Below are 17,415 nucleotides of genomic sequence, written 5' to 3' on the forward strand. Positions count from 1 at the left end.
ATAGTGGTTTGGCGATTACTATCAGATCAAATTCAGAGCATGTTTTCAAGTTTTATTCCTTAAGATCCAACCTATGAGCAACTATTAGTCTAAAACCTTTGAATCATTGGCTTTGTTTAATAAGCTTCGACTTTGCGTTAAGAAGTGTTCTGTCGAGTCAGAAAAGTAAACTTTAGCCTGCGCAAAAGAATCAATTAGCGCGGCTTTATCTCCCGCTTTTAATTTAGCTAATGTACTTGCAAAGGTATCTTGGTATTGTGCAAGTAGGTTCTCTACATCATCAAATTGTGCGAGCATAATATCTGAGTACAGCTCAGGTGACTGTGCAAATAAGCGCCCCACCATCATCAGCTCTAATTGGTATATTGGCGAAGAGCAACTACGCAGCTCTTCTAACGTATGGCTTTGCTTAGCTAAAAACTGCCCGTATACAAATGTTGTTAAGTGACGCATTACCTGAATAATTTGCATTGCCTCATCGTGCTTTTTAGCATCAAGCTCAACAAGCTGGCAACCCCATACTTGTAACTGCTGTAATAAGCCTTTTGCTGCTTGGTGCTCTCGCCCTTCACATACAACGACTGTTTGTTTTACCCAGTGTGATATATCAGGCCCAAACATAGGGTGTAAACCAACAACGGGGCCGCTATGCGCAGCTTTTAGTGCTTTAATAGGTGATTGTTTTACCGATGTAATGTCGACGAGTAAACAGTCATCATCTAGTTTAGGTAGCTTAGCAACCACTGTGCCTAATGCATTAATTGGCACACTGATCATTACTAGCTTGGCACCTTTTAAAATATTTTGCGCTTCGTTTTGCTGCTCTTTATCTAAAATTTTAACGTCGTAACCTGAGCGAATAAACTGCTGTGCAAATAACTGCCCCATGGCACCTTGACCACCCACAATCACAATTGGCGAAAGCTCTGGCGCTGCGCATGCAAGTTTTGCTTGTTGGTTTTGATAGGCTTCTCGCATCATGCGTCTAAGTATATCTTCAACGAGATCTGGGCTTACATTTTGATTTATTGCTTCTTGTCGTCTTGCTGCTAATAGCTCTGCTTCACGATCCGGTGCATGTAAAGACGCACCTGTTTGTTGTTTTATCTCACCAATTTTTTGCGTAATACCATTACGTTTAGCAAGTAAGGCAACAAGTTGCGCGTCACATTCATCTATACCTTCTCTTAGCTGTGCTAAATCATTTATGTCAGCCACGTTCATACCACCTTAAAAAACCAAATAACGTAAATATAAATTTACATAAAAGTAAACTAATCAATACGATAAATACTAACAGGATCGGTTAACTGAGAAAAGGTTAAAGCGGAAATTTTACTGATGAGGGGTTGAGAATTGAGAATTGAGAATTGAGAATTGATATTCTAAAACCAAAACGGGTTGCAACCCGAAGGATGCAACCCGTTTTTTGCGTTGATAAACAGCGCGTATTAGTTAAGTTTTTCTCTAATACGTGCAGATTTACCAGAACGCTCACGTAGATAGTAAAGCTTAGCACGGCGAACTGCACCGCGACGCTTAACTGTTACGCTATCAATAAGAGGGCTGTGCGTTTGGAATACACGCTCAACGCCTTCACCGTTCGAGATTTTACGAACTGTGAATGCTGAGTGAAGACCACGATTACGCTTAGCGATTACAACACCTTCAAAGGCCTGTAGACGCTCTTTAGCACCTTCTTTTACTTTTACCTGTACAACCACTGTATCACCAGGGCCGAATGCAGGTACGTCTGTTTTAAGCTGCTCATCTTCAAGCGCTTTAATAATATTTTGGTTTACTTTTGCCATTATGTTTCTCACTTTCCTAGGTGTAACTGTCTTCTAGCCACAAGCTTTTTGGTACTCTTGCTGAAATTTCGCGAGTAATACCGCTTGCTCCTCAGTCAGAGCTAGGTTATGCAACAAGTCAGGACGTCGTAACCAAGTTCTGCCTAATGACTGCATAAGCCGCCATTTTGCTATCTCTTGGTGGTTACCACTGAGTAATACAGCAGGAACCTGTTTGTCGTCCAATGTTTCTGGTCGTGTATAGTGTGGACAATCTAACAAGCCATCCGAAAACGAATCTTGTTCTGCTGACTGATTATGACCTAACACACCCGGCACTAATCGCGCTACTGCGTCAATTAATGTCATGGCAGGTAGTTCACCACCACTCAAAATGAAATCACCAATTGACCATTCTTCGTCAACGTATGATTCTATTATTCTCTCATCTATACCTTCATAGCGACCGGCAATCAAAATCAGTTTTTTAGAACTAGCGAGTTCGCTAGCGCCTTGCTGATCAAGTTTGCGCCCTTGCGGGGACATATAAATTACTTTAGCACCATCACCAGCTGCTTTTTTAGCTTCGGCAATCGCTTTTTTTAATGGCTCAACCATCATTAACATACCCGGTCCGCCCCCGTAAGGACGGTCATCTACGGTTCTATGCTTATCTAAAGCGTAGTCTCGCGGATTCCAGCAGTTAAAATCAATTAAGCCACTTTTTACTGCGCGACCGGTAACACCTTGGTCTGTAATAGCGTCAAACATGTCTGGAAAAAGGCTTATCACCCCTACCCATAATGAACTAGTTTGCGTCATTAAAAACCAGGATCCCAGTCTACGGTAATTTCTCTTGCGTCGTATTTAACGTCTTTAATAACTGAATCAGTTAAAAAAGGAATTAAACGCTCAGCTTGACCAAATGCATCTTTACTGTTTGCTTTCACAACCAGTACGTCATTTGATCCTGTCTCCATCAGGTCATCAACAATGCCTAAGCTATAACCTTTATCGGTTACAACAGACATGCCGATGAGATCTCGCCAATAAAACTCACCTTGCGGGAGTTCTGGTAAATGCGCTGAATCCATTGAGATTTCAGCATGGGTATAAGCCATTGCTTCGTCTCGGTCGTTTACCTGCGCAAATTTAGCGATAAAGCCTTTGTTGTGGCGACGCCAGTCGACCACTTCTAAGGACTGCCATTTACCTTGCTGCCCTATCAACCACGGGCTGAAATCGAAGATCCCTACGGGATCATCAGTAAATGAATGTACCTTAAGCCAGCCCTTTATACCATATGGGGCACCGAGCTTTCCTACGACAATTATTGATGAGGTGTTCTCTTGACTCATGGTTACACTTACGCCTATTAAGCCGCTTTACGAGCGTCTTTTACTAACTTAGCTACGCGATCTGAAAGAGATGCGCCCTGACCTACCCAGTGTTCAACACGTGGTAAATCTAAACGAATTTTTTCTTCTTGACCTGAAGCAATTGGGTTAAAAAAGCCTACTTTCTCGATGAAGCGACCGTCACGCGAGAAACGGCTATCCGCAACCACAATTTGATAGAAAGGGCGTTTTTTAGCGCCACCACGTTGCAAACGAATAGTTACCATACCGTCCTCTATAAAGATTGACTGTTTTCATTAATAAGATTTACTCCCCAGAATGGGGAGCTGGGGAATTGTACGAGTTTTTGGCAATAACGCAAGTAAGAAGTGAAGCAAAAAGGCAGTTTAGTAGGTTAAACCGTGATCTCAACGACAAATCAGAGTTAAAGGTGCATTACATGCATAATTTATTCAACAAAAAAGGAGCTATTTGCTCCTTTAAATATGATTCGCTATTATTTTAAAAAGTAACTTAATGGTACTTTTTAAAATTTAGGACCACCGCCACCCATCATTCCAGGTGGTAACATGCCTTTCATACCGCGCATCATTTTAGTCATGCCGCCTTTACCTTTCATCTTTTTCATCATTTTTTGCATTTGCGTAAACTGCTTAAGCAACTTATTAATCTCTTGTACTTGTGTACCAGAGCCAGCGGCTATACGTTTTTTACGCGAACCTTTAATGATTTCTGGGCGTGCGCGCTCTTTTTTGGTCATTGAGCTAATAATAGCTTCCATTTGGATAAATGTTTTATCACCCATTTGACCTTTAACAGCATCTGGTAAGTTAGACATACCAGGGAGCTTATCGAGCATTGACATCATGCCACCCATGCTTTTCATTTGCTTTAATTGATCAGCAAAGTCATCAAGAGTAAAACCTGCGCCTTTAAATACTTTTTCAGCAACTCGAGCCGCTTGCTCTTTATCTACTTTCATCTCGACTTCTTCGATTAATGAAAGTACGTCACCCATGCCTAAAATACGCGACGCTATACGGTCTGGGTGGAAAGGTTCAAGTGCGTCAGTGCGCTCACCCACACCCATAAACTTAATAGGCTTGCCAGTGATGTGACGAATAGATAAAGCAGCACCACCACGTGCATCACCATCGGTTTTTGTTAATATAACACCGGTAAGTGGTAATGCTTCGTCGAATGCTTTAGCTGTATTCGCCGCATCTTGACCTGTCATTGCATCAACAACGAACAAGGTTTCAATTGGGTTGATTGCTTTATGAAGATCTTTAATTTCATCCATCATGTTGCTATCAACATGTAAACGACCTGCAGTATCAACTAGCACTACATCTATAAATTTCTTTTTAGCATGTGAAATTGCAGCGGTTGCAATATCAACTGGCTTTTGTGAAATATCACTTGGGAAGAAATTAACATCAACTTCTGCTGCAAGCGTTTCTAGCTGTTTAATAGCCGCAGGGCGATAAACATCGGCACTTACTACAAGTACTGATTTCTTTTTTCGCTCTTTTAAAAACTTAGCAAGCTTAGCTACACTGGTGGTTTTACCCGCACCTTGTAGACCCGCTACCATTACAACGGCTGGCGGTTGCGCATTAAGGCTTAGCTCTTCATTAGCTTCACCCATTGCTTTTTCTAGTTCTTCACGCACTATTTTTATAAATACTTGGCCTGGGCTTAAGCTTTTTGTAACTTCAACCCCAACTGCACGTTCTTTAACTTGTTTTACAAACTCGCGAACAACAGGCAATGCCACATCGGCTTCTAAAAATGCCATACGCACTTCGCGAAGTGTGTCTTTTATGTTGTCTTCAGTCAGACGGCCACGGCCACTGATATTTTTTAAGGTTTTACCTAATCGTTCTTGGAGGTTCTCAAACATGTAACGGTTCCGATAAGACGTTTATATCAATCCATTTAAATTTACGGTTAATTTGATTTACAATTAACCTAGATTGACTTATTAAGTTTCAATTAAAAGTAGTATACCGTATATGGCGTCTTACAATATAGTGTTCAAGTGCACCTTGTTGAGTTTCTTTTTTTAAGGTCTATGCATTTGCTTTGCTATAAAATACAATGGCTATATAACAACAAGGATTATTTTGTCTCAAATTAAGTGGCCCAAGCACAATGCTGATTATTAGTTTAACTATTATTGCCAGTTTATTTTATGTGTTAGCAACGTCTCACGTACTTTCACGCCTGTTTCATAAACAAGGCCCAAGCCAAAAAGTAACCGTTATTTTAAGCACGGTTGCTATAGTGGCGCATATGCTTCTATTGGTTAACTCTGTTTTTAGAGCTGATGGCCAAGATTTAAGTATTGTAAATGTCGCTTTACTAACCTGCTGGGTGATTGTTGTATCTGTCACAGCCGTGTCTTTAAAGTTTCCGGCTACCTTACTTCTACCTGTTGTTTATGGTTTTGCTGCACTGTTGAGCATCGCAAGCTTGTTTATTCCTCATCACCTATTATTACAGAGTCTTAATGTTGAAGTAGGCCTCGTAACTCATATTTCTTTATCGCTACTTGCCTACTGTATTTTGATCATTGCTACTTTATACGGTGTACAGTTTTACTTTATTGATAAACGTTTAAAACGTAAAGATTTAGCCATTGTGCATAGCCATCTTCCGCCTTTAATGGTTGTTGAGCGCCAGCTTTACCTGCTTCTTAATTTGGGCACTATATTACTCACGTTAGCATTACTTTCAGGATTTTTATTTCTTGATGGTATGTTTGCTAAAGAGTTCATTCATAAAACAATATTATCGTTAGTTGCGTGGGCTATTTTTGCTGTTGTTGCTATTGGTCATATGAAAAAGGGTTGGCGCGGTAAACCGGTGGTTATTACAATCATGGTCGCTGCATTTGTCCTCACACTCGCTTATTTTGGCAGCCGTTTCATACAAGAAGTGATACTAAATAAGTTTTAACTTGACTCTGCTTGCTCACTCTAGCTTAATACGCATTGATTTATAAGAAAAGGATCCATCGTTGGACGACATATCGACAAGTACCCTATTTATCATTTTAGGTTTTTTGGTGCTTTTTTCTGCTTATTTTTCTGGTTCAGAAACCGGAATTATGTCAATCAATCGTATACGCCTACGACACCTCGCTAAAGAGGATCATCGTGCAGCTAAACGAGTCAGTAAATTACTAAGCCGTCCAGATAGGCTCATCGGTTTAATCTTAATCGGTAATAACCTTGTTAATATTGCAGCAGCCCAAGTTGCAACCATCATAGGTATTCGTCTTTATGGTGACCTCGGTATTGCAATTGCAACGGGTGTGCTAACTTTAGTCGTGCTTATATTTGCTGAAGTTACCCCTAAAACCCTTGCTGCCCTCTATCCTGAAAAAGTAGCCTTTCCAAGCTCAGTAATACTTAAAGGGCTACTTAAAATAATGTTCCCTTTAGTCGTAATTATTAACTGGATGACCAACGGCATACTACGATTATTTGGTATTAGTGCCGCACAAATCGACGAACACAGCATGAGTAAAGAAGAATTAAAGACAGTGCTCAATGAGTCAGGTGCACTTATTCCTGCTCGCCATCAAAGCATGCTGACCTCCATTTTAGATTTAGAGCAGGTAACTGTTGAAGATATTATGATCCCACGAAACGAAATTGTGGCGATTGATATTAACGACGACTGGAAACTAATTAGTCGCCAGCTTACCCATGCTCAGCATACTCGAGTGTTGTTGTATCGTGATAATATAGATGATGCAGTAGGCTTTATTCACTCTCGTGATGCACTTCGTCTGCTTACAAAAGAGCAATTTGATAAACCCTCTTTGCTGCGCGCTGTCCGCGAAATTTATTTTATCCCTGAAGGCACATCACTAAATACTCAGCTGTTAAAATTTCAGCAATCTAAAGAGCGTATTGGTTTAGTAGTTGATGAGTACGGTGATATTCAAGGCTTAGTAACGCTTGAAGATATTTTAGAAGAAGTGGTCGGCGATTTTACAACTACGCAAACTCGTACACCAAGCGAAGAAGTAGAAACACAAACTGATGGCTCATGTATTGTGGATGGTGGTGCTACCGTACGCGATTTAAATAAAGAAATGGGTTGGGATTTTCCGTTAGACGGACCTAAAACTCTAAGCGGTTTAATTGTTGAATACTTAGAAGATATTCCCGATGCAAATATTAGTTTACGTATTGCGGGATACCCTATTGAAGTACTCGAAGTAAAAGAAAATATGATAAAACAAGTGAAGATACAGCCTAATAAGCGTTCTCGCTAGTTCTCACTAAGTAAAAAGGAGCCAATTGGCTCCTTTTTTATATCCATTAATAACTATCTAGCCAAATATAAGACGTTCAAACCAACCTTTATCAAGCTCGTCTTCACAGCGCTTTAATTGCGCGCCATAACGGCTCGCTCTGTGTTTAACTTTGTTTGCGATACCCATTAACCACTTTTTCTTTTTGTACGTGCCACGCTTATATCCACCCCAACCTTCATGGTAATTAAGGTACTGTGCGTAAGCATCCCATTTAGAGATTTTATTTACCTTATGGGTTTTATAAACAAACCACGCCATAAAGTCGATTGCATCGTCAAAGTCGTCTCTATCAGCACCATTATTGCCTGTTTCACGAATATAATCAGACCATGTTGGGGTTTTAGCTTGTGAATAGCCATAAGCATCACTTGCACGACCGGTAGGAATTATCCATAAGAAGTACTCCATAGGTGGAGCTGCATCATGTCTAAATGAGCTTTCTTGGTACATCATACTCATAAGCACATGCTTTGGAGAACCCCACTTTTCTTGCGCGTCTTTTGCGTCAAAATACCAATCGGGCTTTTCTTCAAAAATTTTACATAAATCGTTAGGTTGCTTTGGAGGCGCGGTAGCACAACCAGCTAAAGTAATGGCGAGAGATAGGATAATTGCATTTTTTTTCATTTTTCTAAGATCTCACAGAACTTTTATAAAAAGTGTGGGTCTGACTCAATGAATGCAGCAGTACAGCATTAATTCATCCCTGAATATATTTACGCAGCCAACTTAGGCTGCGTTTTTTTGCTTAAATTTTACTAAATACCAAGATTATTTACCGTCAAAATACGCATCTAAAAACGCAGTAAATGACTGGGTATCTGCTTGCTCAATTGCAGCTTGTGCCTCATTAGACTCTGCTACTTGCTGTTCAAGCCAAGGCTTTAAAAACTCGCTGTAGTCAGTGTCTGCGTGGCTCTGCTTATATTTACTAGCCAATGCTAGTGCAAAGTGGCCGTTGTCTAAACCAGACTCTTTTAATTGTGATACGTAACGTCCAGAGTAAGTAAGTTCTGGATTATGTATCCACGTTGCCATGCGCTTTATAGTATCTGAGTAATAGTTAACACCATAAGCATTATCCATCCATTTAGCGACATCAGTAAGTTGAGTAAATATTTCATCACCCCACGATTGAAGACTACGCTCTATATTATTAAAGTTAAGCATAAGCCCTTTTTCTCGACCTTGGTTTACTACTGTGTCGAGGTTTTCAGTACTACGTGCTTGTTCTTTCCAATCCATTGGAGCTGAATCTTTCAATAAACAATACGTTAAAAACACATCTAAAAAGTGAATTTGCTCAATATCAATACCGACTTCACTAAACGGATTAACATCTAATGCACGAATTTCTACGTATTCAATACCTGCGCGAAGTAGTGCGTCAGTTGGTGTTTCACCGCTTTTAGCATTACGTTTAGGACGGATTGGCGAATAAAATTCGTTTTCAATCTGCAGAATATTTTTATTTAACTGTTTAGGGTTTTCACTCGTGTAGTCATCAAGATCACCATAAATTTCTGATGGTGTGTTGATTGCTTTTTTAAGGCCCGCTACATATTCATCTAACGAGTTATACATTACGCGTAATGACGACTGAGCGCTATTTGTATAACCTAAATTACCTAGTCGTAATGCAGTACCCACTTCTAAATAAAGCGTTCCTTTACCTAGTTTTTTAAATGGTAAGTCTGTTTTTCGACCTTGTAAAAATGAGTTACATAATGCTGGTGATGCACCAAACATATAGCTTATTAGCCATAATTCACGTTTAAAATTACGAATAAGCGATAAGTAACCTTCTGAAATAAAATCTTGAAGGCTTGCATTGCTTTTTTGTAACGAATGAAGCGACTGCCAAAGCGTATCCGGGAATGAAATATTAAAGTGAACGCCTGCAATTGCTTGCATCATACTACCGTAGCGATTTTTTAATCCTTCACGGTATAGTGTTTTCATTTGACCAGTATTAGAACTACCAAATTGAGCTAAAACAATATCATCTTGATGTTCAATAAAGCACGGCATACTAATAGGCCAAAGTAGTTCATCGCCCATTTTTTCTAGAGTAAACTTTTGAAGGTCTTTTAATTGCTTTAGCGTTTGTGTTGACGATTCACTAACTGGAGTAATAAATTCAAGTAAAGACTCAGAAAAATCAGTTGTGATATGGCCGTTAGTTAACGCACTGCCTACACCTTTAGGATGACCTTGAGGTGATATTGCACCATTATCTTGTATTCTTAGCGACTCTCGCTCTATGCCACGTTTAATGCCTTTAACTGCATGTTGGTGCTCATTTACTGATAACGCTTCAAGTGCGTTAGCTAAATCATGTGTTGTCAAAAAATCTTTCCTCGGGCCACGTGGCTTAATCATAAGGTTATGGGGGCTAATTACTTAGACTCAAGATTAATACCAATTTTATTGAAAATATGATCATTCTATCCTATTTAATAGCACACTCACTGCGTTAAAAATTACTCATATAGAACAACTACATGCATAATTTCGCCTTGTTATTGTGCTATTTTATTAGCGCTGTAATAGATCACTTATTTAATGCAATTGGTATAAATTGCTAAGAACAATATAATTTTTCAAAATTAATAATTATTACCCACTTTATATGAGCTTGATATGACCAACGTCAGTATATAAAGTGGTAATATTGCCATTGCTCGGAGCATTATACAAATGCTTTAAATGCGTATTTAAGTATAAATTAAATACATAAAAAACAAGCCTAAACTAACAGACCGAAACTTATTCAAAATGAGTTCAACTTAGCTACCCAATATTTAAAATTGATCTAGATCAATAAAAGCAATTATTTACCTTATGAGTACAAAAGGACATACGCTATTTTTTGCTTTGTATGTTGTAACCAATATAATGGCTCCAACAATAAAGGATGGTAGTAAATATAATGCGCAATGATAAAAACTTAAAAAATGAAGAAGTATACTTTGATGAGTCACAAGAGCTTGTTTCTACTACCGATCTTAAAGGTGTAATAACGTACGTCAATCAAGAGTTTTGCTCTGTAGCCGGATATAGTGCACAAGAACTTATCGGTCAGCATCATAATATTGTTCGTCACCCTGACATGCCAAAAGCTGCTTTTAAAGAAATGTGGACAACACTAAAGCAAGAACACTCTTGGCGCGGTATGGTTAAAAACCGCTGTAAAGATGGTCGCTATTACTGGGTAGATGCATTTGTAACCCCTATATTTGAACATGGTCAGCTCATTGGTTACCAATCAGTAAGAACTAAAGCTAGCTCACAGCTTAAACAACGCGCACAAACTCTTTACAACAAAATAAATACCAACAAATCATTATTTAATCTGCGAGAACACACCACAATAAGACAAAGTATTACTTTTATATGCCTATTACTTTGGCTAATTTTTATCGCTGTTACGGGCTCAATCACAATAGCTGCAATTAGCCTATTTATTTGCGCTTTGGTTATTGTGCTAAATTATGACGAACTCATTGTTACTCCCAAAATATTGCGCGATCAAAAAGCAACAGCTGATTCAGTCTCTCGTTATATTTACAGCGGCCACACACCCCACAGTGTAAGTGATTATAGAGAGCAAATGCTAAGTGCAAAATTGCGTACTGTTCTTGGCCGTATGAAAGACTCTACATTAAGCTTTAATGGCATCGCTACGCATCTAGATAAACAATCAACGCTTACTGAAAAAGGTATTTCTTCACAAGGTGAACGTTTAGAGCAAATTGCATCCGCGATGACCCAAATGAGTTCGACCATTGGGGAAATATCAATAAATACTTCTCAAACAGCTGATAAAGTAAATAACACCCATCAAAGCTGCTCTGAAATAAAAGAGCATATTGCCGATAATAGTAAAATGGTATCTGATTTAGCTTTTCAAGTAGAAGAGGCTGCAACCACAGCCACCAGCTTAGCCTCTGAAGCCGATAAAATTGGTAAGGTAATGAGTGAAATAGAAGGAATTGCCGATCAAACTAACTTACTTGCCCTTAATGCAGCGATAGAAGCAGCTAGAGCGGGAGAGCATGGGCGAGGCTTTGCTGTAGTCGCCGATGAAGTAAGAACTCTTTCGTCTCGTACTCAAAATGCGACAACACAAATCCACAGTTCTATTAAAGAAATACAAGATACGTTATTTAGCTGGTCTAAAGTAATGCAAAGCACTAAAGCACAAGCCGATAATTGTGTGCTGACAACCGATAAAACCCAAGTTGAACTTGAGGGTATTTTTATCCAAATCAGTGAAATATCTGATTTGGCAATACAAATATCATCGGCTGCAGAAGAGCAACAAATGGTTAGTAACGACATTAGTAATAATGTTTCGCAAATTAAAGACTTTGGTGATGAAAACTTAAGCTTAAGCTTTAATGTGGCAACGGGAGCAGCTGAGCTTGTTGAAGGTTCGCGTAGGGTGAACGATTTATTACTTACGTTCAAAGTTTAGTACCTAGCAATATAGTAGACATAAAAAAGCCGCTATTTCAGCGGCTTTTGATTTTAATTATTTACAATTAACGCTTAGTAAATACCAAGCCTTCGTCACTTGCGTCGATAACAATAACGCAACCAGGTATGTAGTCCCCATTAAGTAGCTTTTGTGCCAGTGGGTTTTCTATCGTTTGTTGAATAGCGCGTTTAAGTGGACGTGCACCATACACAGGGTCAAAACCACTTTCTGCAATTCGCTCAAGAGCCGCATCGCTTATTTCAAGTAAATATCCCATTTCAGTTAAACGCTCACGTAATTTCATTAACTGAATATCAGCTATTTCTTTTATATGCTCGTTAGCTAACGGATGAAATACAACAGTCTCGTCTATACGGTTAATGAACTCAGGCCTAAACTCATTAATTAATACTTCCATTACTTTAGCTTTAAGGGTCGTGTAGTCATTATTACCCGCTTGCTCTTGGATAATATCTGAGCCTAGATTTGAGGTCATGATAATAACGGTATTTTTAAAATCTACGGTTCTACCTTGCCCGTCTGTTAATCGACCATCATCTAATACTTGCAGTAGAATATTAAATACATCTGGATGCGCTTTTTCTATTTCATCAAGCAGTATCACGGAGTAAGGTTTACGGCGTACCGCCTCGGTTAAATAACCGCCCTCTTCGTAACCCACATAACCTGGAGGTGCCCCTACTAAACGTGCAACTGAATGTTTTTCCATAAACTCAGACATGTCGATACGCACCATGGCATCTTCGGTATCAAACATAAAACCAGCGAGTGCTTTTGTCAGCTCTGTTTTACCCACACCTGTTGGGCCTAAAAACAAAAATGAACCAATAGGACGATTAGGATCTGCAAGCCCAGCACGTGAGCGGCGTATTGCGTTAGAAACAGCCACAACCGCTTCATCTTGCCCTATTACTTTGCTGTGTAGCTTATCTTCCATTTGTAGTAGCTTTTCACGCTCACCTTGTAGCATTCTTGCCACAGGAATACCTGTCCAACGCGAGAGTATTTCAGCAATTTCATCCTCACCAACTTGGTTTTTAAGCAATGTCATTTCTTGCATTTCGGCTTGTGAGGCTAAATCAAGTTTACGTTCAAGCTCTGGGATTCGCCCATATTGAAGCTCTGACATGCGCTGTAAGTCGCTTGCTCTTCGCGCTACGTCTAAGTCTAATCTTGCTTGTTCAAGCTCAGCTTTAATTACTTGCGTGCCTTGAAGCGATGCTTTTTCAGCATTCCATATTTCGTCCAACTCGCGGTATTGTGCATCAAGATCTGTGATTAGCTCTTGCATTTCACTGCGGCGTTTTAGACTTGCTTCGTCTTTTTCTTTAGCGAGCGCGTTATCTTCTAGCTTTAATTGAATAATACGGCGTTCAAGCTTATCTAACGACTCTGGTTTTGAATCAATTTGTAATCGAATTGAAGAACCCGCTTCGTCTATTAAATCAATTGCTTTATCCGGTAACTGACGATCGCTAATATAACGATGAGATAACTGAGCTGCAGCAACAATAGCGGGATCCGTTATTTCTACTGAATGATGTAGCTCGTAACGCTCTTTTAAGCCACGCAATATTGCAATAGTATCTTCAACCGATGGCTCTTCAATAAGTACCTTTTGGAAACGACGCTCAAGTGCTGCATCTTTTTCTATATATTTACGGTATTCATCAAGCGTTGTTGCGCCTACGCAATGTAATTCTCCGCGCGCTAATGCTGGTTTTAGCATATTACCCGCATCCATTGCGCCGTCACTTTTACCTGCACCCACAATAGTATGTATTTCATCAATAAATAAAATGACTTGGCCTTCTTCTTTAGCCAACTCGTTTAATACCGATTTTAAACGCTCTTCAAATTCGCCACGGTATTTAGCACCTGCAACCAACGCACCTAAATCAAGTGATAGTACGCGTTTGTTTTTTAATCCTTCAGGCACTTCACCGTTAATAATACGTTGTGCTAAACCCTCGGCGATTGCTGTTTTACCAACACCTGGTTCACCTATTAACACAGGGTTATTTTTAGTACGGCGTTGTAATACCTGAATCGTACGACGAATTTCGTCATCGCGACCAATAACCGGGTCAAGCTTACCTTGCTCTGCCCGCTCAGTTAAATCAATTGTGAATTTTTCAAGCGCTTGGCGTGTTTCTTCGGCATTTGGATCATCAACCTTTTGACCACCACGAATAGCTTTAATCGCGGTTTCAATTTTAGTTGCGGTAATATTTAACGACCTGAATATATCGCCAAGTGGACCTTTATCGTCGCATGCAGCGAGTACAAATAACTCACTTGAAATGTATTTGTCTTTGCGTTTTTGTGCGTATTTGTCGCACAGGTTTATAAGTGAAGCCATATTATTTGATAGCTGCACGTCGCCGCCTACGCCTTCAACCTTAAATAACTTTTCTATTTCTTGAGAAAGCTTAGTATTAAGTTCGTCCGCACTGACACCTGTTTGCGCAAGTAATGCACGCACACTAGAGCCGCTCTGCTTAAGCAATGAATACATTAAATGTACTGGTTCAATAAATTGATGATCACGGCCAAGAGCTAACGATTGCGCATCAGAGAGCGCAGATTGAAATTTACTTGTAAATCTATCTAAACGCATGGTATTACCTATTAAATAATATAGTTGCTTAATTAATGGGTCTGTTTAGGTGTTTGTTCAAGGTGTGGAGGGAAATATAATGTTGAAAGATGTGAATTATTTGAGCCAGATCAAACTTCCCATACGTCCAGTTTGTCTATCTCGTCGATATGAAAAAAACAAGTCACTTTGAGAGACTGTACAATAGTCGCCGCCCGTAATATTTTTAACCCCTGACTGGATAAGTAATATGCGAGCAATACTATAAATGTCAGCTAGATATTTACCATTTGCTTGTAGTTTAAAAGCTTGAGTAAATGAAGGGGACCTTTTTTGAAATAACTCAAATACTTCAGCACCCACTTCAAATCGGTTTGGCCCAATTGCAGGCCCTAGCCACGCACTTATATTTTCATATTTTGTACTAAAGCACTCTAATGTGTTTTTAATAATTCCCTGCTCGAGCCCTCGCCAGCCACCATGTATAGCTGCGATTTCTTTTTCATCATCACTCACTAATAAAATAGGTAAGCAATCGGCGGTCATTATAGCCAAAGGTTGGTTTAATAACCGAGTATAAAGCGCATCAGCATTATGTAACTCATCAAAATCAAAATGTTCATCAACAATAACAACATCAGAACTATGAACTTGATTTAGCCACACGGAAGGTTTAGGTAGGAGTTCGGTTAATAGTGAGCGGTTTTTTGCTACATCACTTTTATTATCACCAACATGGTATCCCAAATTAAAGCTTTTAAAGGGGACTTTTGAAACACCACCTCCACAAGTAGTACTTAACGTTGCTACTTTATGAAGGTTTTGCCATGTCGCTGACAATAAGTGCATTATCTATCGATATCAGGATTAGCTTTAGTATCTTCACGTAATGCAAGTGTCATAGCAACCATATCATCTGGGATAGGTGCTTGCCATGTCATCATTTCACCCGTGATTGGATGCGCAATACTCAATTTTACAGCATGTAGTGCTTGGCGTCTAAAGCTACGAAGTAACTCGAACAACTCAGGTGTTGCACCTTTAGGTGGGCGCGGACGGCCGCCGTAAGATTGATCGCCAATTAGCGGATGATTTAAATGTGCCATGTGCACACGAATTTGATGCGTACGCCCTGTTTCTAAGCGTAAGCGCAAGCGTGTATGAGCACGGAATTTTTCAGCAACACGATAGTGCGTGATAGCCGGTTTACCCAGCTCATGTACTGCCATATGAGTACGCTGAGTAGGATGACGGCCAATCGCTTTTTCAACCATACCACCTGCGGTCATAGTACCATTACACAGTGCTTCATATTCACGCGTGAAGTTTTCACGCTTTTGCAGCGCTGTTACTAAATGCGTTTGTGCTGGAATCGTTTTAGCTACAACCATTAAGCCGGTCGTGTCTTTATCTAAACGATGCACAATACCTGCGCGTGGCACGTTAATTATTTCAGGGTAGTAATGTAGTAATGCGTTTAGCACTGTTCCATTAGGATTACCTGCACCAGGGTGAACCACTAGGCCCATTGGTTTATTAATTACCAAAATATCATCGTCTTCATAAACAATGTTTAATTTGATATCTTGTGCTTCGTATTCGCGTGGTGCTTCAATTGTTGTTTCAACACTTACAACTTCACCACCTAGTAGCTTTTCGCGTGGAGTGTTGAATATTTCACCATCTACGGTGATTTTATCATCCAATATCCACGTTTTTATACGAGAACGTGAATAATCAGGGAACAATTGTGCTAATACTTGGTCTAGACGTTTACCACCTAATTCGGTTGGAACGTCGGCTTGAAGAGAAATTTGCTCTGACATTAGTAACTTTACCCAATTTACCAGTGCAAGCTTTGCTCGACTGGGTTAGAATCGCTTTTAATAAAAGCATAATATAATACGCATAGTTTACTCGGTTTTACCGACTTGGCCTAGCCGAAGACATCGAAGGTAACAAATAAAATGATAAATAAAATAGGGAAACGTGCATTTGCCATTGTTTTTTCAGTTTCTGTACTTAGTTTAGGCGCTTGTTCGTCTGCTCCAGACCAAGAAGATATTCAACGTGTACCTAATAAGTCTGCACACGCTTTATATGAAGATGCAAAAGAAACGCTAGATTCTGGTTTATATGCTCGCGCAATTGAACTTTTGAGTGCAATAGACTCACGCTACCCGTTTGGCCCGTTCTCTAAACAAGTACAAATGGATTTAGTATATGCACATTATCAATCAGGTAATACTGAACAAGCACTTGCAACCATTGACCGCTTTATTCGCTTAAACCCAAATCATAAAGACCTTGATTACATGTATTACATGCGTGGTTTAGTAAATATTAAAGCTGATAAAAACGCGTTTCAAGAGTATTTTGGTGTAGATCGAGCTGATCGTGATGCTAACCGTACACGTGTTGCATTTACCGATTTATCGACACTGGTAAAACGCTTTCCAAAAAGTGATTACGCACCTGAAGCGAAACGTCGTCTAGTATGGCTTTTAAACCGCATGGCACGTTATGAGTTGAAAGTAGCAACTTACTATTACGAACGTGAAGCTTATTTAGCGGCAGCGAATAGAGGCAAGTTTATTGTTGAGCATTATTCACAAAGCAGTTACTTGGATCCAGCTCTTGAAATGATGGAAAAAAGTTACGACCAATTAGGTTTAACTGAACTTAGTGAACATGCAAAACAAACACGAAGACTAAATAAAAGAACTAAATAAACAAAAAAGGCGCTTAGTAAGCTGTCTCTTATACACAAATCCCTGCTAAGAAATTAGCGGGGATTTTTTTGAACTAAATCTCAATGTCATGATCAG

The 17,415-nt window shown here is 39.5% G+C and carries 15 protein-coding genes; 4 read left to right on the forward strand and 11 right to left on the reverse strand.

Annotated elements, in window-relative coordinates; translation table 11 throughout:
* Positions 1–84: 84 nt before the first annotated feature.
* The 6 genes from tyrA to ffh all read right to left on the reverse strand — a co-directional run bounded on the left by tyrA (position 85) and on the right by ffh (position 5,054).
* The gene (gene tyrA / locus I6F53_RS18430; RefSeq protein ID WP_197240673.1) at positions 85–1,218 is read right to left on the reverse strand and encodes a bifunctional chorismate mutase/prephenate dehydrogenase; all 1,134 of its coding nucleotides are present in this window, start codon (positions 1,216–1,218) and stop codon (positions 85–87) included.
* A gap of 233 nt (positions 1,219–1,451) precedes the next feature.
* Positions 1,452–1,811 (reverse strand): 50S ribosomal protein L19, encoded by a 360-nt coding sequence (rplS, locus tag I6F53_RS18435; RefSeq protein ID WP_007581406.1) that lies wholly within the window; start codon positions 1,809–1,811, stop codon positions 1,452–1,454.
* Between the two features lie 33 nt (positions 1,812–1,844).
* Positions 1,845–2,612 (reverse strand): tRNA (guanosine(37)-N1)-methyltransferase TrmD, encoded by a 768-nt coding sequence (trmD, locus tag I6F53_RS18440; RefSeq protein ID WP_011327635.1) that lies wholly within the window; start codon positions 2,610–2,612, stop codon positions 1,845–1,847.
* The gene (gene rimM / locus I6F53_RS18445; RefSeq protein ID WP_166419221.1) at positions 2,612–3,148 is read right to left on the reverse strand and encodes a ribosome maturation factor RimM; all 537 of its coding nucleotides are present in this window, start codon (positions 3,146–3,148) and stop codon (positions 2,612–2,614) included. Before rimM ends, trmD begins: the two co-directional genes overlap by 1 nt.
* Before the next feature lie 17 nt (positions 3,149–3,165).
* Positions 3,166–3,414, reverse strand: a complete 249-nt coding sequence (gene rpsP / locus I6F53_RS18450) for a 30S ribosomal protein S16 (protein ID WP_002962192.1) — start codon at positions 3,412–3,414, stop codon at positions 3,166–3,168.
* A 260-nt stretch (positions 3,415–3,674) separates the two neighbouring features.
* Complete coding sequence (gene ffh / locus I6F53_RS18455) at positions 3,675–5,054, reverse strand: signal recognition particle protein (RefSeq protein WP_166419222.1); 1,380 nt, start codon at positions 5,052–5,054, stop codon at positions 3,675–3,677.
* 251 nt (positions 5,055–5,305) lie between these two features.
* Here ffh and I6F53_RS18460 point away from each other — a divergent pair, with 251 nt between their 5' ends.
* On the forward strand, positions 5,306–6,112 hold the full coding sequence (locus I6F53_RS18460; RefSeq protein WP_197240675.1) for a cytochrome C assembly family protein: 807 nt from the start codon (positions 5,306–5,308) through the stop codon (positions 6,110–6,112).
* A gap of 61 nt (positions 6,113–6,173) precedes the next feature.
* Positions 6,174–7,442 (forward strand): HlyC/CorC family transporter, encoded by a 1,269-nt coding sequence (locus tag I6F53_RS18465; protein ID WP_197240678.1) that lies wholly within the window; start codon positions 6,174–6,176, stop codon positions 7,440–7,442.
* Between the two features lie 57 nt (positions 7,443–7,499).
* On the opposite strand, the gene I6F53_RS18470 is transcribed toward I6F53_RS18465, so the two are convergent.
* Entirely contained in the window at positions 7,500–8,111 is a 612-nt protein-coding gene (locus I6F53_RS18470) for a transglycosylase SLT domain-containing protein (RefSeq protein ID WP_197240679.1), read from the reverse strand.
* 144 nt (positions 8,112–8,255) lie between these two features.
* Positions 8,256–9,833, reverse strand: coding sequence for a glutamate--cysteine ligase (gshA, locus tag I6F53_RS18475; RefSeq protein ID WP_197240681.1), 1,578 nt, complete (start codon positions 9,831–9,833; stop codon positions 8,256–8,258).
* 583 nt (positions 9,834–10,416) lie between these two features.
* On the opposite strand from gshA, the gene I6F53_RS18480 reads away from it, so the two are divergent.
* Positions 10,417–11,964 (forward strand): methyl-accepting chemotaxis protein, encoded by a 1,548-nt coding sequence (locus I6F53_RS18480; protein WP_197240683.1) that lies wholly within the window; start codon positions 10,417–10,419, stop codon positions 11,962–11,964.
* Between the two features lie 67 nt (positions 11,965–12,031).
* Here the strand turns inward: I6F53_RS18480 and clpB are convergent, their stop codons facing one another.
* The 3 genes from clpB to rluD all read right to left on the reverse strand — a co-directional run bounded on the left by clpB (position 12,032) and on the right by rluD (position 16,413).
* On the reverse strand, positions 12,032–14,608 hold the full coding sequence (clpB, locus tag I6F53_RS18485) for an ATP-dependent chaperone ClpB (RefSeq protein WP_166421912.1): 2,577 nt from the start codon (positions 14,606–14,608) through the stop codon (positions 12,032–12,034).
* Between the two features lie 96 nt (positions 14,609–14,704).
* A complete protein-coding gene (gene pgeF / locus I6F53_RS18490) occupies positions 14,705–15,436 on the reverse strand; it encodes a peptidoglycan editing factor PgeF (RefSeq protein ID WP_197240685.1) in 732 nt (243 codons plus the stop codon).
* Positions 15,436–16,413: a 23S rRNA pseudouridine(1911/1915/1917) synthase RluD gene (gene rluD / locus I6F53_RS18495; protein WP_007581384.1), complete on the reverse strand. Its 978-nt coding sequence runs from the start codon at positions 16,411–16,413 to the stop codon at positions 15,436–15,438. The genes pgeF and rluD overlap by 1 nt, the downstream gene beginning before the upstream one ends.
* Positions 16,414–16,554: 141 nt before the next feature.
* Here rluD and I6F53_RS18500 point away from each other — a divergent pair, with 141 nt between their 5' ends.
* Positions 16,555–17,319, forward strand: coding sequence for an outer membrane protein assembly factor BamD (locus tag I6F53_RS18500; RefSeq protein WP_197240687.1), 765 nt, complete (start codon positions 16,555–16,557; stop codon positions 17,317–17,319).
* Positions 17,320–17,415: the final 96 nt, after the last annotated feature.

This window comes from Pseudoalteromonas sp. SWN29 (genome assembly GCF_015864465.1).
GTDB lineage: Bacteria > Pseudomonadota > Gammaproteobacteria > Enterobacterales > Alteromonadaceae > Pseudoalteromonas.